We start from the raw sequence: 24,573 nt of genomic DNA on the forward strand, positions 1-24,573 counted from the left end.
TGTACCGCCTGATGCAATCTACCGATTTTAGTAGTACATGAAAACTTTCAATATCCCTGATTTTTACCGGAGCCGCATTATCACGCCTATCAAGGAATTCCGCCGTAAAAACGACAAGCTGAAAAGGGATTATTCGCCCACTTTGCTCGATTTCGGGCCGGTGCAATTCCTCATTGCGCGGCATTTCGGATTCTGTTACGGGGTGGAGAATGCGATCGACATTGCCTACAAGGCCATTGCCGAAAATCCGGGTAAAAGGATCTTTTTACTCAGCGAAATGATCCATAATCCCGATGTGAACCGCGACCTCATGGAGCGGGGCGTTCAGTTTATCATGGATACCAAAGGCAGGCAGCTGATCGCCTGGGAGCAGATTTCGGCCCAGGATATCGTGATCGTCCCGGCATTCGGTACCACGGTGGAAAACCAGCAGCGAATCTCCGAACTCGGCGCGGGCGAATATATTTACGACACCACCTGCCCGTTCGTGGAAAAGGTATGGAACCGTGCGGCGCAGATCGGCGAGAAGGATTATACGATTGTCGTGCACGGCAAGCCCAATCATGAGGAAACGCGTGCTACCTTCTCGCACAGCAAGGAAAATGCACCGACCGTCGTGGTCGAAAATATGAAACAGGCGCAGGTCCTGGCCGAATATGTGACGGGTAGCCGGCCGGCAGCACAGTTTTTTGAGGATTTTAAAAATCAGTATTCCGAAGGCTTCGATCCTGAAAAGGACTTGCAGCGGATCGGTGTTGTGAACCAGACCACCATGCTGGCTTCCGACACGCAAGGCATTGCCGATTATCTCAAAAACGTGATGATACGCCATTACAGCCTTCGTCCGGAGCAGGTCGAGGACCGTTTTGCGAACACGCGCGACACGTTATGCTACGCCACGAACGACAACCAGGATGCCACCTACGCATTGCTCACGCACGACGCCGACCTGGTCGTGGTGGCGGGTGGTTATAACAGTTCCAATACTTCGCATTTGGTCGAATTATGCGAGCAGAAATTCCCGACTTTTTTCATCGAGTCGGTCAACAAGATCCTCGACAGGCAGCTGATCCGCCATTTTGATTTGCATAAAAAAGAAGAAATGGTGACGGAAAATTACCTGCCGGAGAAATCTCCCGTGCGCATTATGCTCACCTGCGGCGCGTCCTGCCCGGACGCGGTCGTGGAAGGGATTCTCGTGCGGTTGCTCTCGTTTTTTGAAGGCGCCAGGCCGATCGAGGAAGTGATGAAGGCATTCTGACCCGGCATCTACCGTTAAATCTCGCGGAAGTGCCGTTGAATCATTTGAAAGGGGTTATTTAAAGCGAATTAACTTTATATAGGCTAATTTAGGCGGATGGTTTTGTGCATAAAAATCATCCGTTTTTTATATCTTCTTTCCCATGAAAAAGACCGCCATCCTGAGTTCTTTTTACTTCCTTTTTTTTGTCTGGTTTTTTAGCAATTGTTCTTCCTTCAACGAAATCCGCATCGCCGGGACCAACTTCACGGAAGAAGTAGGGCAATCGCAAAACCTGGTATTCACCTTCAATAAAGACCTCGTTTCGAAGGCCGAGCTGAACAATTGGGACTCGACGCAGTATGTCACATTCGAACCGGCCGTGCGCGGCAAATTCAAATGGACCGCGCCGAACGAACTCGTTTTTTCGCCCGTCGCCGGGTTCGGAGCCGCTACGTCCTACAAGGCGCAGCTAACCGATTTGCTGACGGAGAAAACAGAAAAAGACGACAAATGCAAGGTATCGAAAGACCCGATCACCTTCCACACGCCATACCTGCAACTGATTGAGACGGAAAGCTGGTGGACATTATCGCCGGAATCGGGGCGCCAGGAAGCGCGGCTGCGGCTGAATTTCAACTACCCGGTGAATGGCCAGAACGTGGCTGAAAAATTGAAGCTAAAGTCCGGAAATCAGGCGTTGGAATACCGCATTTTGCCTTCGCAGAATGAATCGTCGGTGACGCTCGCACTGAGCAATACCGGGAAGGTGGATAACAATGAAATCCCCGTCAGCATCGCGATTGAAAAAGGCGTAAAAGTACAGAATACGACTTACAGCAGCCAGGAGGCGTTGGCGCGGACGGTGAGCATTCCATCGCCGTTGCATTTGGAAGTCGTGGATATCAAAACGGGTTTTGAAAATAATGAAGGCTACGCGCGGATCTTTACCACGCAGGAGCTGGACAAAGAAAGCATTGCAAAGAGTTTTACGGTCAACCCCGAAGCGGCGGTGCAGACCGAACCGACGGAAAACGGCTTCATCGTACGCGGTGCATTCAACGAAACGGATACCTACGTTTTACAGCTGAACCAGACCCTGAAAGGCATTCTTGGCCAGACGCTCGAAGAAGAAACCTCGCGTGACCTGTTTTTCGGCAAGATGCCTGCGGCGATCTCATTTGCAAATAAAAAGGGGCTTTACTTATCTACTAAAAGCTCCCGGAACATTGGCGTGAATATCGTGAATGTCCCGAAGGTACAGGTGCGTATCTCGAAATTGTATGCCAATAATATCCTGCATTATATTCATAACAACCGCTGGAACGACTACGCTTACGTAGGCGACGACTGGCAGCCGACCGGCAATTTCAATTACAGCGACGACCGCGAAAGCCAGTTGAGCGATGTGATTGTGGATAAGATTGTGGAAACACAAAACCTGTCAAAAAGCAAGGGCATTTCAGCATTGAATGTGGCGCTTCCGGATGATAACAAGCGGCAAGGCGTGTATTTGGTAGCGGTCAATTCAGAAGAGGAAGCCTACCTGGGTGCTACCAAGCTGGTTTCCATTTCCGATATCGGGCTGATTGCCAAGCAAGGCAAGGACGAGATCTGGATTTTTGCCAATTCCATTAAAACCAACGAGCCTGTCAAGGACCTCGAATTGACGCTGGTCAGCTCCAACAACCAGGCCGTCCATACATTCAAAACGGACGGCGACGGCATTGCGCATGTGGACCAGCTGGGCGAAAAAGCACCGGGTTTCAAAATCGCGATGGTGACGGCGGCTACCGATGACGATTTCAACTTTTTGCTGCTGGAAGATTCGCAGGTGCTGACATCCCGTTTCGATGTAGAAGGTGCCCGCGATAATGCGTCGGGTTACCAGGTATTTATTTACGGGCAACGCGACATTTATCGTCCGGGCGAAACAATGCATTTCAATACCGTACTCAGGACGCAAGACTGGAAAACAGCGGACAAAGTACCATTGAAACTGCGCCTGCTGACGCCCAATGGCCGGGAATTCAGGACCTGGCGGAAAACGACGAACGACCAGGGAGCTGTGGAATCTGAAATCCCCCTCGACGCCGGCGTGCTTACCGGTACCTATGTGCTCGAGGTGTATAATGCCAACGAGGTGCTGCTCGGTTCGCAAGCCGTGAGTGTGGAGGAGTTCATGCCCGACCGCATCAGGGTGGATTTGAGCGGCGCCGCGAAGGATTATGTTTCAGGACAAAAAGTTGCGCTTACCGCCACGGCCACAAACCTGTTCGGCCCGCCCGCCGGCAACCGCACCTACCAGATGGATTTCCAGTTGCAGCGAAAAGGCTTTTCGGCAAAGGCATTTCCTGAATATACCTTTGATATACCGGCCGAAACTACATTTGAACGCGACAGCCGCCAGGGCACGACCAATGAGCAGGGACAGGCTAACGAGCAATTTACGCTCGCTGCGGGCTTGCAGGATATCGGCGCGTTGGAAGGAAAGATCTACGTGACCGTATTTGATGAAAACGGTCGGCCGGTCAACAGGCTGCAACGCTTCGACGTGTATACCCAGCCGGTATTTTACGGCATCCGCCTGCCCGACTCCTACGTGGGCACCAATGCGCCTGTTCCGGTTGATATTGTGGGTGTTACAAAGGAAGGTGCATTGAAATCCGGGGCATTGGCCGGTATCGAAGTGGTACGCCTGGAATATCAGACGGTAGTTGAGAAAAAATATGACCGTTTGCAATACACGTCACGGAAAAGCGAGAAGCTGGTGTATTCCAATAAGCTGACGCTCGCCGGCGGGAAAGGCACATTCCGATACGTGCCGACGGTTTCGGGTGAGTATGAGGTACGCGTGCGGCGTCCGGGTGCGGCACATTATACGCTCGCACATTTCTACGCATATGGCTATGGTTATACCCAATACTCGTCCTTCGAGGTAAGTAACGAAGGCCGGGTGCTCATGGAAACCGATAAGGATAAATACCGGACCGGCGAATCGGCGAAGGTTTTGTTTAAAACACCTTTTGACGGAAGGTTATTGGTGACCGTCGAACGCAACCAGGTCGTAGAGCAGCACATTCTGACCACCGAGAAGAAGGCGGCCGAGCTGACGTTCAAAATCAAGGAGGAGCATTTGCCCAATGTATTCGTGACGGCGACGCTCATCCGTCCGCTCGACGCGTCGGATATGCCGCTCACGGTGGCACATGGTTTCCAGCCGATCGTCGTGGAAGATCCCGGCCGGCAATTGCCAGTCAGCATTGTGGCTGTGGAAAAGTCGCGGTCGAAGATGAAGCAGCGGATTAAAATCAAAACGGAGCCTAATGCGGAGGTAACCCTTGCGGTGGTCGACGAGGGGATTTTGCAGATCAAAAATTCCAAAACGCCCGACATTCATGGCCATTTTTACCAGAAAAGGGCATTGGAAGTAACCAGCTTCGATCTCTACTCGCAGCTTTTTCCCGAACTGACGATTTCGGGTACATCCAGCTCGGGTGGTGACGGTTATGACCTGGAAAGAAGGATTAACCCGCTCAGCAATGGCCGTACCGAGCTTGTGTCGTTTTGGAGCGGACAGCTCAAAGCGAATGGCAGCGGCGATGTGGCATTCGAGGTGAATATCCCGCAATTTAGCGGCGACTTGCGCATTATGGCTGTGGCCTATAAGGATAATGCATTCGGCTCGGCGACCAAAAATATGAAAGTGGCCGACCCGATCGTGATCAGCGCCGGTCTGCCGCGCTTCCTGAGCCCCGGCGACGAGCTGGTACTGCCCGTCAATATCAGTAACACCGAAGCCAAAGCGACTACCGCAACGGTTTCCGTGCAGCTGACCGGGCCCTTAGTGGCAGGCACGACGCCGCTTACCCAAAATGTGACGGTACCGGCCGGGAAAGAGAGCCGGGCGGTGTTTGCCCTGAAAGCGCAGACGGCGATCGGCGTCGGTAAGGTAGTCGTGAAAGTCAATGCATTTAAGGAGACATTCGTCAACCAGACGGAAATTTCAGTCCGGCCGGCGTCCCCGCTGTTGAAAACCAGCGCGTCAGGGCTGATAGCAAGCGATAAGCAGGGCGCGATCGACTTGAAATCATCATTTATCCCTGCTACGAGCAGTGCGCAGGTGGTATTCAGCCGTTCGCCGCTGGTGCAGGGCGGAGGCAAAGCGTTGAATGCATTGCTGGGCTATCCCTACGGTTGCCTGGAACAAACGGTTTCGAAGGCATTCCCGCAGATTTATTTCGCGGACCTTACCAAAGCGATGGCGGCGCCGGTATACACGGTACGCAGTGGAGAAAGCGATTTCAATCCGATGACTAATGTGCAGCAGGCGATCCGCAAAGTGGAATCGCAGCAGCTGTTCAACGGCGGAATGGGCATGTGGCCAGGCGCGCAGTTGGAAGACTGGTGGGCTACCGCCTACGCCGTCCATTTCCTGGAAGAAGCCCGTCGGGCAGGTTTTGAGGTTAATGCCAAAACGCTCAGCCGTGCCGTGGAATTTCTTACTGCGCAGAGCGGTACGACCGCGAACCGGGAGGTGATGATCGCAAGTACGAACAATGGCCTCGCATATGAAGGACAGCCTACCGGAAAGCAAACGAAAAAAACCGTTGCGCGCCGTGAAGCCATCTATTCATTGTATGTACTGGCATTGAACGGCCATCCCAACCGCGCTTCGATGAATTATTACAAACAAAACCCGCATTTGCTCACGCAGGACGCGCAATACCTGCTCGCAGGCGCATTCCAGCTCGCGGGCGACGCGCGAAGCTTCAATGCTTTGCTGCCGAAAAAATATGTGGCGGAGAATGCAGGGCATTATTATGATAACAGCTACGCCTCGCCGTTGCGGAACATGTCGCTGGTTTTGAATACATTGATTGAATCAGATCCTTCCAATGTGCAGATCCCAGTGCTCGGCCGCCAGCTGTCGCAGGCAATCCAATCGGCTTCGTACCTGAATACGCAGGAGGCTGCCTTTGCCGTGCTGGCATTGGGCAAACTGGCTAAAAAGACCGCCAATTCAACCGTAACAGCTTCGGTAACCGCCAACGGCAAGGCGCTGGGGCAGTTTACAGGGAAGGAATTGAAGATTTCAAAAGGCATTGTCAACCAGAAACTGCTCGTCAAAACACAAGGTAAGGGCGATTTGTACTGGTTTGCCCAAACAGACGGTATGTCGGCTACGGGCAATTACGTGGAGGAAGACCAGGGGATCAGTATCCGCCGCCAGTTCCTGACGCGGGATGGTGCGCCTGTGCAGACATTTCACCAAAACGACCTGATCGTCGTGAAACTGACCCTCGACAGTCAAAATGGCTTGCCGGTGGAAGATGTCGTGGTGACAGATCTGTTACCGGCGGGCTTCGAGATCGAAAACCCGCGCATTACCGAACCGCGCGATATGCCTTGGATTAAAAATGCCGCCATTCCTGAGTATTACGACATGCGCGACGACCGCATTCACTTTTTCACCAATGCCGACGGCCAGCCGAGGACATTCTACTACCAGGTGCGGATCGTTTCCAAAGGTACATTTACGGTAGGCCCGGCGGCGGCAGACGCCATGTACCGGGGTGAATACCGAAGCTATTCGGGCGGCGGCAAAATTACCGTCGAGTAAAAGACCGATTACATAGAGAAACCACGCAGAATCAACGCACCGATGATGGCTCCCGCAATGGGGGCCGCCACGGGTATCCAGCCATAGCCCCAGTCGGAGCTGCCTTTGTTGGGAATGGGCAGAATGGCGTGAGCAATGCGCGGCCCGAGGTCACGGACGGGGTTAATGGCGTAGCCGGTCGTGCCGCCAAGCGACAAGCCGATACTCCAAACCAACATGCCGACCAGGTAAGGCGTCACGCCGGACGGTATCCCGCCTTTTTCAGGGTCGGAAGTACCTGCGTAGCCAATGGCCACAATGCCGACGATCAGGATGATCGTCGAGATAAATTCACTTAAAAAATTAGCTCCTGTGCTTCGGATGGCAGGGTCCGTCGAAAAGCAGGCCAGTTTGGCGCCGCCGTCTTCGGTGGCTTTCCAGTGCGGAAGGTATTGCAGCCATACGAGCACCGCGCCGAGAAATGCGCCGATCAGCTGCGCCGGAAGGAACGTCGCCACGAGGCTGTAATCGTTTTGGAGCACCGCGAAACCGACCGTTACGGCCGGATTAAGGTGTGCCGCCGCGCTACCGAATGCGTTGGCCGTAAAAACCCCGAACATGACCGCAAATGCCCATCCCGCCGTGATCACGATCCAGCCGGCACTTTCGCCCTTCGTTTTTTTCAGTACGACATTGGCGACGACGCCATTGCCCAGTAATATCAGGACCATTGTTCCGACTAATTCTCCGATGAAAGGCGAAGGCTGCATGTGTTTGTTATAATCAAGGTTAGTGGGCGAATATGCGAATAGTTTTATAAAATCTATTTCCAATCCCAAAAAGAATTTTTCGTTCCTGTTTTACCATTTTAGGACGCTGAATTCTGCTAACTTTGCCTGATAATCAATTTTTGTATTGAAAATCATGTCATTAAATCAGCTTACGGCGATCTCTCCCGTGGATGGCCGTTATTACAAACAAGTATCTGAACTTTCGGCCTATTTTTCGGAGTATGCCCTGATTTACTACCGGGTGTATGTGGAAGTCGAATACTTCATTGCACTTTGCGAAATTCCCCTTCCACAGCTGTCAGAATTTGATAAGAAGAAATACGCGTCGCTGCGAAAGATCTATGAAGATTTCAGCGAAGCCGACGCGCTGCACATAAAGGACATCGAAAAGGTGACCAATCACGATGTAAAAGCGGTAGAATACTTCATTAAGGAGCAGTTCGAAAAGCTGGGCATCGAATCTTTCCAGGAATTTATCCATTTCGGCCTTACTTCGCAAGATATTAACAATACAGCCATTCCGCTTTCCCTGAAAGACGCGCTGGAACGTAATATCAAGCCATTGTTCCGCCAGGTGCTTTTTGTGCTGAAAAGAATGTCGATCGAATGGAAAAACGTGCCGATGCTCGCGCATACGCACGGGCAGCCCGCTTCACCTACGCGCGTGGGCAAAGAGTTCCTGGTGTTCGTAGAACGTCTGGAACGCCAGCTGGAAATGCTCGACAAGATCCCGCATTCCGCCAAGTTCGGCGGCGCGACCGGTAACTTCAATGCACACCACGTAGCCTATCCGAAACAGGACTGGATGGCTTTCGGTAACCATTTCGTAGAGGGGCTGGGGCTGAAAAGAAGCCGCCATACGACCCAGATCGAGCATTACGATAACCTTGCCGCCACTTTCGACTGCCTGAAACGCCTGAATACGATCCTTACCGATCTCAACCGCGATATGTGGACGTACATTTCAATGGGTTATTTCAAACAGAAGATCAAGGCAGGTGAAGTAGGCTCATCGGCGATGCCGCACAAGGTGAACCCGATCGATTTCGAAAACTCGGAAGGTAACCTTGGCCTGGCTTCGGCATTGTTTGAGCATTTCGCTGCGAAACTGCCTGTTTCGCGCCTGCAACGCGACCTTACCGACTCGACGGTGCTGCGTAACATCGGTGTGCCGATCGCACATTTGGCCATTGCGCTGAACTCGTTGCTCAAAGGACTTGGCAAAGTGGAACTGAACGGCGAAAGGCTGAAATCCGATCTGGAAGAGAACTGGGCTGTGGTTTCTGAGGCAATTCAGACGATCCTGCGCCGCGAGAGCTATCCGAAGCCTTACGAGGCGCTGAAAGAGCTCACGCGTACCAACGAAAAAATCACGCACGATTCGATCTCGCGATTCATCGAGACATTGGACGTGTCGGAAAAAATACGCGAAGAACTCCGCGCATTGACGCCCTACAACTACCTTGGCGTTGTAGAAGACACCTTCTAAAAAAGACGAAACGTTCCGGGTCGGAAGGCCCGGAACATTTTACACGCCCAGATCTTCCCTGATCTTCTCCTGCCACTCGCGGGGGAGCATATCCATCAAACTTACATCGCAGAGCGTCGCAATGCGGCAGTAATGTTCCATTTCGATGCCCATGGAGCCGGTTTCCCATTTGTGGTAGCCCGCCTGAGAAATGCCGAGCAATGCGGCCATTTGTTTCTGTGAAAGTGCATTTTGCATCCGGTACCGGAGCAAGATTTGTGAAATAAGCATAACGTCGGTCCAAAACAGGTTAGTTTTGATCCGAGGCCGGGAGGTAAGGGGAGAGTATGTCGAGTAGTATTAATTTTGAATGAATGACTGAATGAATAGTTTTTATTCGCTCAGTCATTCATTCACTCATTCAATCATTGCATCATCCGCATTTCGACGAGCCGCAATCCTTGCACGTCAGGCATCCTTCCTGGTATAGCAGATTCGTTGATCCGCAGTTCTGGCATTTTTGCTTCGCCGCTTCGGTGCCGTCGGGAATGTAGCGCTTTAATGCACGGGCCACACCGGCTTTCCAGGTGTTGATCGCCTCGTCGAGTTGCAGGCTGCTGATCAGGTCCACTACTTTTTCAATCGGCATTCCGTGGCGTAATGTGCTGGAAATCAGCTTGGCGTAATTCCAGTATTCAGGATTGAATTTGTGCGACAATCCTTCGATGGTCGTTTTATAGCCGCGCGTGTTTTTGTACTGAAAATCATAGCGCGAACTGCCGTCAGCTTCCCGGTTCTTGATAATAAACCCTTCATTGACCCATCTTGGCAGCAGAATACCGTCGTCGTCGTCCGCGAATCCCGTAAATATCTCGTAAGGACGGCCATCGATAAGCCCGATAAATGCGATCCATTTATCTTTTTTATTCTGAAAACGAACCACATCCGCTTCGAGCGTTTGCGGGCGCTCGGTCGGAAACGGGGTCGGGGCGCCTTCGACGGCCTCTTCTTTTTTCTCGGTATTGGCAATCAATACGCCCGAACGCGAGCCGTCGCGATACACGGTCACACCCTTACAACCCGCTTTCCAGGCCTCCATGTAGCATTCGCCCACGAGTTCTTCCGTCACGTCATTTGGCATGTTGATCGTCACGCTGATCGAATGGTCGACCCACTGCTGGATCGCGCCCTGCATTTTCACCTTTTTGAGATAATCCACATCGTTGGAAGTCGCTTTATAATAAGGCGATTTCTTCACGAGCTCGTCGAGGTCCTTTTGGGCGTAATTTTTATTTGTGTCAAATCCGTTGACCTCCATCCATTGTTTAAAGCGGTGGTGGAAAACGACATATTCTTCCCACGAATCGCCTACTTCGTCCACAAAATCTACGCGGACGTCCTTGTCGTTCGGGTTTACTTTCCGGCGTCTTTTATAAACGGGCAGGAACACCGGCTCGATGCCGGACGTCGTTTGCGACATCAGGCTGGTGGTACCAGTCGGCGCGATGGTCAGCAACGCAATATTACGGCGGCCGTATTCCAGCATTTCATAGTAAAGTTGGGCATCGGCCTCTTTCAGGCGCAGAATGAACGGGTTGTTAGCCTCTCTCTCAGAACTGAAAATCGCGAACGGGCCGCGTTCCTTCGCCGTGTGAACGGATGCCCGGTAAGCTTCCAGCGCCACCGTTTTGTGGATTTCGACGGCGAATGCATTGCCCTCGTCGCTTCCGTAGCGCAGGCCCAATGCAGCGAGCATGTCGCCTTCGGCGGTAATACCGATGCCCGTCCGGCGGCCTTCCTGGGCTTTGGTCTGGATATTGAGCCAGAGGTTGCGCTCCACGCGCTTCACTTCGGCATCTTCCGGGTCTTCATCGATTTTTTGCAGGATCGCATCGATCTTTTCCAGTTCCAGGTCGATAATGTCGTCCATCATACGCTGTGCCGCGGCAATATGCTTTTTGAACAGCTCCCAGTTGAACTTCGCTTTGCCGGTGAAGGCGTCTTCCACATAGGAAAACAGGTTAATGGCCAGCAAACGGCACGAGTCGTACGCGCAGAGCGGGATTTCGCCGCATGGATTGGTCGAGATAGTCTGATACCCGAGGTCGGCGTAGCAATCAGGCACCGACTCGCGGGTGATCGTATCCCAGAAGAGGATGCCCGGCTCCGCGGATTGCCATGCATTATGCACGATTTTTTTCCAAAGTGCCGTCGCGTCAATGTCCTTGATATGCGTCGGGGCGTCGCTTTTGATCGGGTACTGCTGGCGGTAACTCGTACCGGCACCCACCGCTTGCATAAACTCATCGTCGATCCGCACCGACACATTGGCGCCGGTCACCTTGCCCTGCTCCATTTTAGCGTCGATAAAGCTCTCTGAATCAGGGTGTTTGATAGACACAGAAAGCATTAATGCACCTCTGCGGCCATCCTGCGCCACTTCGCGGGTGGAGTTGGAGAAGCGCTCCATGAACGGCACAATGCCGGTCGACGTCAACGCCGAATTCTTCACCGGTGAGCCTTTCGGCCGGATGTGCGAGAGGTCGTGGCCCACGCCTCCGCGTCGTTTCATGAGCTGTACCTGCTCCTGGTCGATTTTCATAATGCCGCCATACGAGTCGGAAGCGCCATTGTTGCCGATCACGAAACAGTTCGAAAGCGAAGCGATCTGGTAAGGATTGCCAATGCCGGTCATCGGGCTTCCCTGAGGGATAATGTATTTAAAATCCCGGATCAGGTCGAAAATCTCCGTTTCGCTCAACGGGTTCGGATAACGTTGTTCGATGCGCGCGATCTCGGAAGCGATGCGGCGGTGCATGTCGTTCGGCGTCGCTTCGTAGATCGCCCCGAAAGAATCTTTCAGTGCATATTTATTCACCCACACGCGTGCCGCGAGGTCGTCGCCTTTAAAATATTCCAATGATGCCTGGTAGGCTTCGTCACTGGTATAGGTTCGTTCTGATTGTGAAGATTTTATGGTTTCCATTAGCTGGTATCAGAGTATTTTCGAAGAAATTGAGAATATCAAATATACAATTTAAAGAAGTTATATAAAAATGATTTTTATAAAAAGTTTACAAATTGATTTTTATAAAATGTTGTATTTCAATATGTTAAAATTTTAAACTGCTAAAAAAGTTTACAATTTTTGTTTGTTTGGGAAAACTATTTTTAGAATTGATTACAAAAAAAAACCGGCTCATGACGAGGCCGGCAATTTTTAATTACTATGGCGAAATTTAATTTTTATTGTGGCGCATTTGAAGCTGCGGAATCGCGCTCAGGGCCTTCACTTCTGAATACGAGACCTCCGAACAAAATACATCCTACAATTTGACCGAATGCTGCTCGATCAGCGCCGGCCATTCGGCCAATTCGGGAATGCCGGGTTTGCGTTTGCCGAAGAACTGGTTGAACATCACGCCGTCCTTATCAATGAGCTCGATGCCGGTCACAATGCCGTCTTCGGTAGGCTTCCGCACCACCCATGCCTCGTCGATGGCATCTTCCCGCAAATGCAGGTTGAATTCCGGGTCCATTACATTCAGCCATGGACCCATGACGAAGATCTTTTTGATCGGTCCGGTGTGGATTTGAATGCAGTTGGGATTGGATACAAAAACCATGACCGGCAATCCGGCGTCCGAAATCGCGTCGAAGAGTAGTTTCATACTTTCCGGTTTAATGCGGTGTGCATAGCCTTCGGGCGCATTGCGCAATGCCTGTTTGCGCGTGAGGTTATGCTTGCGGAGCAGGGTGAAAAAGTCGTGGGTATCTTTCAATGCGAGCCATTCCTGCTGGAATGCGGCCTTATCGAGGTCGGCAGCCTCTTCCGCTTCCGGTGCTTTCTCCTTTTTCTCACTCACAAACAAGTTCACCTCCTGATCGGCCGCCAGGTATTTGGCTACCAATGCGTCATAAGCTTCCTTATTGCTCTTTTCGGTCAGGTAAATCTTATGCGCGGCCTCGCCGAAGCTATTGAAAAATTGCAGACTGAAACGGTCGTTTTCCGATACGGCAAAGCCGAATTTCCAGTCGCCCAGAAACAGGCGGAGGTCAATATCCTCGCCGAGCACCAGACCGACGTGGTTGTTGAACGAAATTCGCTCATATATCCCCTTGCGCTCGTGCACGACGTGGTCGTTGCGCGTGAGGGCCATCACGTGCCCCAGCGCACCCATTTCCTTGATCAGCTCCCTGAAATCGCCGTCGAGCAGCTGCACGTTTTCTCCAATGCCGGTGGCCAGCAGTTCGGCCTCCGAGGTGCCGAGCGCCTTGGCGGCGTCGCGGATGCGGGTTTTCGGGTTGGCGAGCTTGTACTCCGCCCAGCGGTCTTTCAATTCAGTTCTGTCTGGTGATAGGGTCGATTTCATTTCTTCTATTTTTTGATATTGGTAAATTCAGGGTATGTTAAAAGAGGGGGCCACGTGGGGTACGATCACCGGGTAGGGCGTCAGGTCGTGCTGGATAATCTGTACCGGCAGCCCGAATGCTTCGTGAATGGATTGCTCCGTGAGGACATTTTCCGGTGTCCCGATGGCATGCGTGCGGCCGCTTTTCAGCATAAGCACATGGTCGGCGTACTGCAGCGCCTGGTTCAGGTCGTGGATGACGGCTATTACGGCGAAATTCTTGCGGGAAAGCTCTTTGGCCAGCCGGAAGGTCTCGTATTGGTGCAGAAGGTCCATTCCGGTAGTCGGCTCGTCAAGCAGCAGCAGGCCGTTTTCGATCTCCCACGCCTGCGCGAGCGCCCGTGCGAGCTGTACGCGCTGTTGCTCGCCGCCGGACAGGGTCGGGTACAAACGACTTTTTAAATGGCCGATACCGACTTTTTTAAGGCACAGATCAACAATCGCCAGGTCCCGTTGCGTAGGATCGGACTCGTAGAACGGGTAGCGGCCCATCAGCACGATTTCCTGCGAGGTAAATGATAGCGTGATATTGTTCTGCTGCGAGAGCACGGCCCGTTTTTTTGCCAGCTCCTTCAATTTATATTTCCGCAAATCGCGGCCGTGGAAATGCACCGAGCCGGAAGTAAGGGCCTGTTCGGCCGAAAGCAGCTTGATGAGTGTCGATTTGCCGGCCCCGTTCGCGCCTATGATCGCCCAGAACTCGCCCGGATGGACGGAAAAGCTGACATTATCGACCAGTTTCCGGCCACGTATCTCAAAACCTGCGTTCCTTACCTCGATCATAGCCGTTTCCTTTTTTGTTCCCACAAAATATAAATGAAGAACGGCGTGCCGAGCATGGCCGTGAGAATGCCGATCGGCAGTTCCGACGGCGCTACGATGGTGCGCGAAAGGGTATCGGCCAATGTGAGGACGATGGCACCTGAAAGTGCCGAGCCGATGATCAGCGTCCGGTGGTTGGGACCGAACAACGTGCGTACCATGTGCGGGACGACCAGCCCTACAAATCCGATGGTGCCCGCTACGGCCACGGAAGCGCCTACGCCCATGGTCGCGAGGATAATCACTTTTCGTTTCAGCGATTTCATATTCACACCCAAGCTGGCCGCCTGGCTTTCGCCGAGCACGAGCAGGTTCAATGCTTTGGAAAGATAGGGCATGAAGAGAATGGAAATCGCTACGAATGGCCCTACGGCCATGACGGACGTCCAGTTGGCACCGCCGAGGCTGCCGAGGTTCCAGAAGGTAATGTTGCGGAGCTGCGCATCGTCGGCCAGGTAAGTCATGAGCCCGGTCATCGCGCCTACGAATGCGTTGATCGCGATGCCGCAGAGTAGCAGCGTGGCAATGCCGCCTTCACCGGTAACCTTGGAAAGCTGGTACACGAGGAATGTCGTGCACGCAGCACCGAGGAAAGCGACAAACGAAATGCCGTAAGTGCCCGCGAGCTCGCTGAGCATTCCGAAATATTTAACGTTGAGCATAATGACGAATACGGCAAATAGCGACGCGCCGGAAGTGACGCCGATCAGCGTCGCGTCGGCGATCGGGTTGCGGAAAAGCCCTTGGAGCGATGCGCCGGCAATGCCCAGCGCAGCGCCGATCAGTACGGCCAGGCACACGCGCGGCAGCCGGATGATCCAGAACACGATGGATTTTTGCTCTTCGACGTGCGTTTCCGGGATCCAGCCCAGCTTGAACGCGATGATCTCCCAGAGCTCGCGCACGGAAATCGATAATGCGCCGGTACAGGCCGAGAAAACGATGCAAGCGAAGAGGACAGAGCCCAGTATCCAGGCCATTTTGCCCGTAGTGGAAGGCAAAAAGTGCCTCTGGAAGGTTTCCTTCGCCGTTGTTTCCCGCTCGTTTACCGTTTCTGTCAGCATCGCCTCTTATTTTACTTTTTGGGAAAGTTCAGTAGCCGCCTTGCCGAGCCGCGGTCCGAAGCCGGTCAGGAACTGGCCGTCCATCGTGATGACCTTCCGGTTTTTGCCCGCATTGGTATTGGCAATGCCGGGTATTTTGAGCAGTCCGTCGATGCCTTCGAGGCTTTCGAGCCCGCTGGAAAACAGTACGAGCACATCCGGGTTGGCCGTGATCAGCGACTCGGCCGTAAGCGGCTTGAAATCCGCGAAACCGGTGACCGCATTCCTGTGTCCGGCCAATGTAAACATCTTATCCAGTGAAGTGCCTGTACCGGAGACCATTAACGTGCCGGTGCCTCTCGCGTAGATGAACAGCAGCTTTTTGGGGTTAGCGGGTGCGGGGATTTTGGTAAGGTCGGCTTGCAGTACCCTGACCATCTTTTCCGCCTGTCCCTGGGCATTAAAGTAGGCGCCTACCTCGCGGATGAGCCTGATCGCCCCGTCTTTGGAATACTCATGCCTGAACAGGACGAGCTTTTTCCCGCTGCTGTTGAGCTGCTTCACGACGGCCGGCGGGATCATGCTCTGGTCGGTGTAAAGGATCACGTCCGGATTCAATGTGAGTATGCCCTCGGCCGCAATGGTGCGGTTATGGCCGATTTTCGTGATTTTTTCGAGGGAAGCAGGGTAGGTACTGGTGATGTCCACGCCCACAATCTGCTTTTCCAGCCCCAGTCCTACGAGTATTTCGCTCAATGTGCCATTGGTCGAAACGATCCGTTGCGCCGGCGCGCCATACGTGCCGATGGCCGTAAGGAGGGTTAGGAATAGCCAATAGATGGTTCTAGAAACTAGCTGCATTTCAGGGTTTTACTTTTTATAGGAAAATATTTTATCCACTTCCAAAACCAGCAGCGCTTCCTGGAACATCGTACGGATTTCCTCCAACTCGACGTCGTCGAAGGAGAGCATGAAGTTCGGGATGGGCGATGGCAGCAAATGCGTCTTGCCGTGCGGAAGCGGCTCGCCGATGCTCTGCAGGTGGCATTCATCGTACAATATCGACTGGAAACCCCTCAGGCCGTCCTCCGTGAAGACAAAGAGCACATTACCGTATGCAAAATTGAAATGCGTGCAGCAATGGCATTGCCCGATGTAGCCTTGGGCCGTTTGGCTCAAAATCCGTAATGAATTGTATGAATGCGAATCGTCTTGCATAGCCTGCTTATGATCATCGATTTGAATGCTTTCCTGAATTTCGCCATTTGTCTGGTGGCAAATATATGTTATTAATTTAGACCAAGTATAAATAGATGATAAAAATTTCGCCCGGCGTTCCCGGAATCGTCTGGCAGACTTCTTATTATTGTAAATTGATCAGTTGCCCGACTTTTTTCATTCCTATACCTTATCGCTGTTGAAAAAGCTAGTTACCAACCTGACCTTCTGGGTCCTGACCGCCATTACCTCCGGGGCATTGCTCGGCCATTACCTGCCCGACAAGGCGGTGGAAATGAAATTTCTCGGCGAAGGGTTCATTTCGGTGGTGAAGCTGTTCATCAACCCCATCATTTTCCTCACGATCACGCTGGGGATCGTCGGGATGGGCGATTTGAAAAAGGTGGGAAAGGTAGGCGCGAAGGCATTGCTCTATTTCGAAGTGGTGACGACGCTCGCGCTCGTGGTGGGCATTATCGTGGCCAACATCATCCGTCCCGGCGACGGCGTCGTGACTTCATCGCTGGAAAAGGGGGATATCTCCAAATATGCCGGCAAAGCGCACGATTTCAGCTGGCTGCAATTTTTTCTCGACAATGTGACCTTGCAGGTGCTGTTGTTCGCGCTCGTGTTCGGCTCGGTACTGAGCAGGATCGAGGCCAAGCAGCGCGTGATCGACGGGCTGAATTTTATCTCCAAATACGTTTTCAAGGCATTGCACCTCGTGATGATTTTCGCGCCGATCGGGGCATTCGGCGGGATGGCATTCACGATCGGTAAATATGGTATCGATACGCTGCTGCCGCTCGCGAAGCTCATGGGTACCGTGTATGCGACGATGGCGGTGTTCATTTTCGGGGTGCTGGGATTGATTTTAAGGACTTACAAAATAAGCCTCTGGCGTTTCCTGAAATACATTCGGGAAGAGCTGCTGATCGTGCTCGGTACGTCGTCGTCCGAAGCCGGTCTGCCATCCCTCATGGCTAAACTGGAACGGATGGGCTGTTCGAAACCGGTGGTCGGGCTGGTGGTGCCGGCGGGCTATTCGTTCAACCTCGATGGTACGACCATTTACCTTTCCATGGCGACGATCTTCCTGGCGCAGGTTTTCAATGTGCATTTGAATATCGGGCAGATACTCTCGCTGATCGGCATCCTGATGGTTACGTCCAAGGGCGCGGCGGGCGTTACCGGAAGCGGGTTCGTCGTATTAGCGTCTACATTGACGGCCATCAAAGTGATTCCCGTCGAAGGTCTGGCACTTCTCCTCGGCGTTGACCGTTTCATGTCAGAGGCCCGTGCGATCACGAACTTCATCGGCAACGGCGTGGCTACGATCTGGCTTGCCAACAACGAAAAGGAATTCGACCGCACCAAAATGGAATACGCGTTCAATAATATCCAGGAAACGGAAAATGTGGTTACGGATAATCTGAGCGACATGACCCAGCCGGAGGGGACGAAGTTGTAATAAAATTTGAATTTTTAAACAAAGTACCTTTTATATGTCCAATCAGGAAACACTTCATATACCAACCCGCGCGAAGCGGCCTTTTATTGGGGAAGAATTTGATTTGAAGAAATGGGACGACGTGCAGCCGTTCTTCGAAAATCTGAAAAACAGGGAGATTAATTCGCTGGAAGAATTGAAACAATGGTTCTCCGACCGCAGCGAAATCGAATCTTACCTTTCCGAGAACTTTGCATGGCGTTACATCCGTCAGACCTGCGATACGGCCAATACCGGCCTCATCAATGCATTGCAGTTTTTTATCACCGAAATCCAGCCGAAACTGGCCGAATACGGTAACGCGCTCGATAAGAAAGTGGTGGATAACCCATTCCTCGGCGAGCTCACGGAGCCCGGCTTCGCGATCACCTTGCGGGGCATGAAGAAGGCGATCGAGATTTTCCGCGACGAAAATATCCCGCTCATCACTGAAATGCAGACCGAAGAGCGGAAATACGGCGCCATCGCCGGTGCGATGACCGTGACGCTGGACGGCGAAGAAATGACGCTGCAACGCGCCGCCGACCGCCTGCAATCGACCGACCGGAATGTGCGGGAAGAGGCGTGGCGCGCCATCAGCGGACGCCGTTACGACGACCACGCGAAGCTGGACGAGCTGCTGAACAAACTGGTAAGCCTGCGCAACCAGGTGGGCGTGAATGCGGGTTTCAGCAATTACAGGGATTATATGTTCGCGGCAATGGGCCGTTTCGACTATACGCCGCAGGACTGTTTCAATTTCCATGCTTCCGTGAAAAAGGCGGTGGTGCCGATTTTGAACGAGATGGCCGCCGAGCGCAAGGCTGCATTGCAGGTAGAAGCGCTTCGCCCATGGGATACGAAAGTCGATCCGAAAGGTTTGCCGCCATTGAAGCCGTTTGAAACAGGCGAAGAGCTTTTGGACAAAACGATCCGGGCGTTCTCGCGCCTCGACCCGTTTCTCGGCGATTGCCTGCGCATCATGAAAACCATGAAGCACCTCGACCTCGAATCGCGGAAGGGCAAGGCGCCGGGCGGCTATAACTATCCGCTCGACGAGATCGGGGTGCCTTTCATTTTCATGAATGCGACCTCGAACCTGCGCGACATGGTCACGCTCCTGCACGAGGGCGGGCACGCGGTGCATTCGCTCGTGACGCGCGACCTGGCGCTGAATTCGTTCAAACACACGCCGTCGGAAGTGGCCGAGCTGGCATCGATGTCGATGGAGCTGATCACGATGGATTTCTGGGACGAGTTCTTTGAAAACGAGGAAGACCTCAAACGCGCGAAAATCACGCATCTCGAATCGATTATCGAGACATTGCCGTGGGTGGCGACGGTGGACAAGTTCCAGCACTGGATGTACGAGCACCCGCAGCACACGCCGGAGCAGCGTACCGACGCGTGGAAGGGCATTTACGAAGAGTTTACCGATTCGGTGATGGACTGGTCGGGATTGGAAAACTTCAAAAAGTATTTGTGGCAGCGCCAGCTGCACATTTACGAAGTGCCGTTCTATTACATCGAATACGGAATTGCGCAGCTGGGCGCGATCGGCGTTTGGAAAAACTACCGGGAGAACCGCGAGAAGGGCCTGAAAGGTTACCTGGACGCGTTGAAGCTCGGCTACACGGCCACGATCGGGGAAATTTACCAGGCAGCCAACATTCCGTTCGATTTCTCGGAGCGGCATATTGCCGAACTGATGCAGTTTGTACGCGACGAACTGGCCGTGTTAAAAAAATAATATTTCAGTAACCCGTAATTTGGTGGTTATGAAATTGGCGGTTATTTTTGCGCACAATACTATGAACGATCAAAGAAATGAAATTCAATAAAATAGTTGCTTTTGTTGCGTGTGTGGTGCTTCTCTCTTCCTGCGATTACCAAAAATATAACCGCAAGGAGCAGAAGGATGTAAATGCCGGTAATGAGTGGGTATACGGTGTAAGCCCCGATTCACTGCCACGTCAGATGTCATTCAAGTATGATGCGAAGCCTGAACTGGATGCACGCGTGAACGACATTCGTGCGAAGCTCTACGGTGGTAAAATTCCTAGCTCGCTGGTGAAAGAATAGCAGCCATTCATTGAGAAAATATAGGAGATATCCCCACCAAATGGGGATATCTTTTTTTTGGACCGATTTTCCGGGTATTGAACAATTTTAATATTGCATCCCGCGTATTATCCTTCTGGCATACGCCCATTGACTAAGTGAAGTTGTGACAATTGAACATTTTTAATTTACTTTACGTACTCGAGGCAGGGCGAAGCCGAAATTTTAGAAAGAAATAAGCGATTAAAAAGTATTCAAAACATGAACATAGCTTTGGTCACCGGCTCCGCCGGACTAATTGGAAGTGAATCGGTTGCTTTTTTGGCTGACAAGTTTGATCTGGTCATCGGAATCGATAATAACCTGCGTCAATACTTCTTCGGGGCGGATGGTAACACCGAGTGGAACCGGAACAGGATCGAGGAGGCATTCGGCAACTACAAGCATTATGCGGCCGATATCCGCGAGGTAAGCCAGCTCGAACCGATCTTCAAAGAGTACGGAACGGATATTAAAATGATCATCCACGCCGCAGCGCAGCCAAGCCACGACTGGGCAGCACGCGAGCCTTTCACCGATTTCGGTGTGAATGCCGTGGGTACGTTGAATATGCTGGAAATGACGCGTCTGCACGCGCCAGAGGCGGTATTTATCTTCACTTCTACCAACAAGGTGTACGGCGACAACCCGAACTACCTGCCATTGGTAGAGCTGGAAACCCGCTGGGAGATCGACGAAAACCACCCGTATTTCACGAACGGCATCGACGAAAACCATAGCATCGACCATACGAAACACTCGATCTTCGGCGCTTCCAAAGTGGCTGCGGACATTATGGTACAGGAATACGGCCGCTATTTCGGCATGAAAACCGGCGTTTTCCGCGGCGGATGCCTTACCGGCCCCAACCACTCCGGCGCGCAGCTGCACGGCTTCCTGGCTTACCTCATGAAATGTGCCATTACCGGAACGCATTACACGATTTTTGGTTACAAAGGCAAGCAGGTACGCGACAATATCCACAGCCACGACCTGGTGAATATGTTCTGGCATTTCTATCAGAACCCGCGTCCCGGCGAAGTGTATAACGCCGGCGGCGGCCGTTTTGCCAACTGCTCCATGCTCGAAGCGATCGCTTTGTGCGAGCAGATTACCGGAAACAAACTTTCCTATTCATACTCGGAAACGAACCGTATCGGCGACCATATCTGGTACGTGAGCGACCTTTCGAAGTTCAAATCGCATTACCCGGATTGGAACTGGGAGTACGGTCTGACGGAAACACTTACGCAGATCCATGACGGAATCGCTTCCCGACTGGGCGTAAAAACGGTTTAAATCACACTCAGAGCCTCCGGAATCCCTTTCCGGAGGCTTTCGTAACTCTCTCCCATGCCAGAAAATTACGTCATTATTATTCCCCAATTCAATGACTGGGAGGCGCTGAATCTGCTGATTCAAAAGATTAATGCGGATTTAAATACTCCAATCCTTCAAAATACGACGCTGCTTGTTGTCGACGATTGCTCTTCGCGCGGACGCACAGAGCCTTTTGCCGCATTCGGGGGAAAGGAAATAAAACTACTCCGCCTCTACCGTAACCTGGGCCATCAGAAGGCTATCGCCATCGGGCTTTCATGGGTAGCCGAGCATTTACCGGCCGATAAGGTGATCGTCATGGACGCCGATGGTGAAGACGCGCCCGGCGATATCAACAAGCTGGTAGCGAGATCGGTAGAAGTGCCCGAAAAAATCATTTTCGCCGAGCGCAACAAGCGCACGGAAGGGTTTCTTTTCCGGTTCTTTTATGTGATTTACAAATATGTGTTCAAACTGCTCACAGGCAAGGTGATCACCTTCGGAAATTTCAGTCTGGTACCGCAGGGGCGTTTGCAAAACCTCGTACGCGTTTCGGAAATCTGGAACAACTACCCCGGCGGCATCATCAAATCCCGCATTCCCTACGATTCGGTGCTCACCAACCGCGCCACACGGCTGGCAGGCGAAAGTAAAATGAACTTCGTATCCCTGGTACTGCACGGGTTGAGCGCCATTTCAGTGATGGTAGACACCACGGCGGTCCGCATACTGATCTTCTCGATCTTCATGTCGGGCATTGCCATTGCCTTTATTTTCTTTATTCTTTTCCTGAAACTGATCGGAAATGCCACGCCGGGATGGGCTTCCACACTGGGCAGCACGCTCATGATCCTCATGCTGCAATCATTCCTGATTTCTCTTTTCCTCGTGTTTATGGTGCTGCAATACCGTTCGCAGCAGCATTTCATTCCCGCTGTACACTACCGCGATTTCGTCGAAAAAGTAGAGTCATTCAGCTAGTCGTATGTTTAGTTTCGACAATTCCCCAACGGTTTACTGGTTCATCGGCTACCTGCTGGCGGGATTTGTCATTTTCGCTTCCCAATACGAGTCGGTTCCGAAGCGGGCATATCTGGCGGCAGGTATTATCCTGCTGATTTTCATGCGCATTCCGGTAGTTGTTTTCAACCGGGAGCTCAATGTTGACGAGAGCCAGATGCTCAGCCATGCGATTACGCTCTTTCAGGACCCGGTGTACTGGCGCTCGGTGGATGGCACGACAATCGGTCCGCTGGATAACTACCTGCTCGTCGTTCCAAAATTGCTGGGCTTCCGGATCGACTACACGTCCGGCCGTTTCATGGGCCTGCTGTGTGTCGCGGGCGCGTGGCTTTTGTTATGTGCTGCCCTAAAAAACTGGTTCGGAACCACCGCCGCGCGACGCATTTCCATCGTCCCGCTGCTTTTCCTCGCATTCACGCAGGAAGTCGATTTCATCCATTATTCGAGCGAGCAGCTGCCGGTTTTCCTGCTGGCATTTTGCGTTTTCCAGCTTTCACGCCTCGACCCTAAAACGGCTCCCACGGCATCCGGCCTGTACTGGCTCGGATTGGCGGCCGGTGCAGTACCGTTCGGCAAGTTGCAGGCGGCGCCATTGGCCATTGTGCTGGTGCTGGGCGCGTTTGCCGGGTTATTCCAGAGATTTAAAAGGTATGGTGAATTAAAATCGGTACTCGCGCTGGTTTTGGGCGGGTTGACCGTGCCGCTATTTTTTCTCGCATTCACCCTGTCTTTTGGTGTGTTCGACGACCTGATCGATTTCTACATCCTCGGCAACGCGATTTACGCCGGTGGGGCGACGTTCGCCGATATACCCGCGCAGTTTTACAAGATCGTAGCGCTTTCTACCGACTTCCAGCTATTTACACTCGCATTGATCATCCCGATGCTGATCGGACTCGTGCGCATTGTGCGCCTCAATCTGCCGGGGAAGATGAATTTCCACGTGCCGTTTACGATCCTTTTTCTGCTCCTGGCGAGCATTTACGCGGTAACCAAGTCGGGTAATGCATTTATCCATTATCTCAATTTCTGCATTATCCCGTGGACATTGCTGGCCGCTTACGGCCTTTCGGCAGTTGGGGGCTGGTCGCTGGTGTTCCCGGCGGTGATGGTGCTGTGGTTTGGCGGGAATGATGCACTGCATTTCATGAAGGAGCGCCGCCTGAATGCATTCGATTCGGTGGAGAAAACGGCATTGCGTGAAAGCCCCGTCGTGACCGAGATTTTGAAGCGGCGCGAAGAGGGCGATTATATGATCGTCTGGGGCTGGAACTGTTCCTATTATGTGGAAGCGCAACTGGCGGAAGGAACTGCGGAAAACCATTCGGAACGCTCGATTTTCGCACATCCAATGCGCGAAGTTTACCGGAAACGCTACATGTCGGACCTTGAACGGACAAAGCCGGCATTCGTCGCCGACGCGGTGGGCAGGAACAGCCTCTGGGTGCAGGACAAAAAAACTCAGGGCATCGAAAGCTACCCTGAGTTAAATCAATATATCCGTAATCACTACACTTTACTCGGCGAATATGACGATGTGCGGCTGTATGTCCGCAACGACCGCGTCGCCCGGCATTAGGACAGAATATCGGTCGCAGCCGTATTTTCCGCCTGCAACAGGTCGCTTAGCGTCGTCTTGTCCAATACCGCGAGGTTGGCGTCACGCCATCTTTCCAGTACCGTCCGCAGGCTGCATGTTTCCTCGTCTTTGCAGTCATCGCATTTCCCGTAAAAGAACATGGAAACGCACAATGCCGGCGCAATGGGGCCGTCGATGATCCGCAGTACCTTCGAGAAATTCACTTCGCCGGGCGGCACACGGAGCAGGTAGCCGCCGCCTTTGCCTTTCTGGCTTTGCAGCACGCCGTTGTTCCGAAGATCGAGCAGGATCGCTTCCAGGAATTTTTTCGGAATCTTCTCTTTTTCAGCAATATAAGAGATCAATACCGGTCCCTTTCCATATTGTTCTGCCAGAACTTTGAGGGCTTTCAGCGCGTATTTAGCTTTTTTCGAAATCATTGTTGATCAAATGTACTTTTGGGGTC

At 52.4% G+C, this 24,573-nt stretch carries 18 protein-coding genes; 9 read left to right on the top strand and 9 right to left on the bottom strand.

Features of this window, described 5'->3' with window-relative positions; translation table 11 throughout:
• Positions 1-37: 37 nt before the first annotated feature.
• Entirely contained in the window at positions 38-1,261 is a 1,224-nt protein-coding gene (locus H144_RS0124840) for a 4-hydroxy-3-methylbut-2-enyl diphosphate reductase (protein ID WP_019944819.1), read from the top strand.
• 142 nt (positions 1,262-1,403) lie between these two features.
• Positions 1,404-6,863 (top strand): alpha-2-macroglobulin family protein, encoded by a 5,460-nt coding sequence (locus tag H144_RS0124845; RefSeq protein ID WP_019944820.1) that lies wholly within the window; start codon positions 1,404-1,406, stop codon positions 6,861-6,863.
• Positions 6,864-6,871: 8 nt separating this feature from the next.
• On the opposite strand, the gene H144_RS0124850 is transcribed toward H144_RS0124845, so the two are convergent.
• A complete protein-coding gene (locus H144_RS0124850; protein ID WP_026350976.1) occupies positions 6,872-7,612 on the bottom strand; it encodes an MIP/aquaporin family protein in 741 nt (246 codons plus the stop codon).
• 154 nt (positions 7,613-7,766) lie between these two features.
• Here H144_RS0124850 and purB point away from each other — a divergent pair, with 154 nt between their 5' ends.
• Positions 7,767-9,122, top strand: coding sequence for an adenylosuccinate lyase (purB, locus tag H144_RS0124855; protein ID WP_019944822.1), 1,356 nt, complete (start codon positions 7,767-7,769; stop codon positions 9,120-9,122).
• Between the two features lie 39 nt (positions 9,123-9,161).
• On the opposite strand, the gene H144_RS0124860 is transcribed toward purB, so the two are convergent.
• The 7 genes from H144_RS0124860 to H144_RS0124895 form a co-directional block, all read right to left on the bottom strand.
• A complete protein-coding gene (locus H144_RS0124860; RefSeq protein WP_019944823.1) occupies positions 9,162-9,392 on the bottom strand; it encodes a helix-turn-helix transcriptional regulator in 231 nt (76 codons plus the stop codon).
• 142 nt (positions 9,393-9,534) lie between these two features.
• A complete protein-coding gene (locus H144_RS0124865; protein ID WP_019944824.1) occupies positions 9,535-12,087 on the bottom strand; it encodes an adenosylcobalamin-dependent ribonucleoside-diphosphate reductase in 2,553 nt (850 codons plus the stop codon).
• Positions 12,088-12,427: 340 nt separating this feature from the next.
• On the bottom strand, positions 12,428-13,474 hold the full coding sequence (locus H144_RS0124875; protein ID WP_019944825.1) for a hemin-degrading factor: 1,047 nt from the start codon (positions 13,472-13,474) through the stop codon (positions 12,428-12,430).
• A gap of 27 nt (positions 13,475-13,501) precedes the next feature.
• On the bottom strand, positions 13,502-14,296 hold the full coding sequence (locus H144_RS0124880) for a heme ABC transporter ATP-binding protein (RefSeq protein ID WP_019944826.1): 795 nt from the start codon (positions 14,294-14,296) through the stop codon (positions 13,502-13,504).
• The gene (locus tag H144_RS0124885; protein WP_019944827.1) at positions 14,293-15,399 is read right to left on the bottom strand and encodes a FecCD family ABC transporter permease; all 1,107 of its coding nucleotides are present in this window, start codon (positions 15,397-15,399) and stop codon (positions 14,293-14,295) included. Before H144_RS0124885 ends, H144_RS0124880 begins: the two co-directional genes overlap by 4 nt.
• A 6-nt stretch (positions 15,400-15,405) precedes the next feature.
• Positions 15,406-16,239: a heme/hemin ABC transporter substrate-binding protein gene (locus H144_RS0124890; protein WP_019944828.1), complete on the bottom strand. Its 834-nt coding sequence runs from the start codon at positions 16,237-16,239 to the stop codon at positions 15,406-15,408.
• A 9-nt stretch (positions 16,240-16,248) separates the two neighbouring features.
• Positions 16,249-16,557, bottom strand: coding sequence for a DUF6686 family protein (locus tag H144_RS0124895; RefSeq protein ID WP_229207987.1), 309 nt, complete (start codon positions 16,555-16,557; stop codon positions 16,249-16,251).
• A gap of 238 nt (positions 16,558-16,795) precedes the next feature.
• Here H144_RS0124895 and dctA point away from each other — a divergent pair, with 238 nt between their 5' ends.
• The 6 genes from dctA (at position 16,796) to H144_RS0124925 (ending at position 24,107) form a co-directional block, all read left to right on the top strand.
• Complete coding sequence (gene dctA / locus H144_RS32460; RefSeq protein WP_019944830.1) at positions 16,796-18,067, top strand: C4-dicarboxylate transporter DctA; 1,272 nt, start codon at positions 16,796-16,798, stop codon at positions 18,065-18,067.
• 34 nt (positions 18,068-18,101) lie between these two features.
• On the top strand, positions 18,102-19,835 hold the full coding sequence (locus H144_RS0124905; RefSeq protein WP_019944831.1) for a M3 family oligoendopeptidase: 1,734 nt from the start codon (positions 18,102-18,104) through the stop codon (positions 19,833-19,835).
• A 77-nt stretch (positions 19,836-19,912) separates the two neighbouring features.
• Entirely contained in the window at positions 19,913-20,167 is a 255-nt protein-coding gene (locus H144_RS0124910) for a hypothetical protein (RefSeq protein WP_019944832.1), read from the top strand.
• Between the two features lie 240 nt (positions 20,168-20,407).
• Positions 20,408-21,484, top strand: a complete 1,077-nt coding sequence (locus H144_RS0124915) for an NAD-dependent epimerase/dehydratase family protein (RefSeq protein ID WP_019944833.1) — start codon at positions 20,408-20,410, stop codon at positions 21,482-21,484.
• A 54-nt stretch (positions 21,485-21,538) separates the two neighbouring features.
• A complete protein-coding gene (locus tag H144_RS0124920; RefSeq protein ID WP_019944834.1) occupies positions 21,539-22,486 on the top strand; it encodes a glycosyltransferase in 948 nt (315 codons plus the stop codon).
• 4 nt (positions 22,487-22,490) lie between these two features.
• Positions 22,491-24,107, top strand: a complete 1,617-nt coding sequence (locus H144_RS0124925; RefSeq protein WP_019944835.1) for a hypothetical protein — start codon at positions 22,491-22,493, stop codon at positions 24,105-24,107.
• On the opposite strand, the gene H144_RS0124930 is transcribed toward H144_RS0124925, so the two are convergent.
• Positions 24,104-24,547: an RrF2 family transcriptional regulator gene (locus H144_RS0124930; protein WP_019944836.1), complete on the bottom strand. Its 444-nt coding sequence runs from the start codon at positions 24,545-24,547 to the stop codon at positions 24,104-24,106. The two genes, H144_RS0124925 and H144_RS0124930, sit on opposite strands and share 4 nt — an antisense overlap.
• Positions 24,548-24,573 lie beyond the last annotated feature (26 nt).

The sequence above is a fragment of the Dyadobacter beijingensis DSM 21582 genome, from assembly GCF_000382205.1.
GTDB classification, from domain to species: Bacteria; Bacteroidota; Bacteroidia; order Cytophagales; family Spirosomataceae; genus Dyadobacter; species Dyadobacter beijingensis.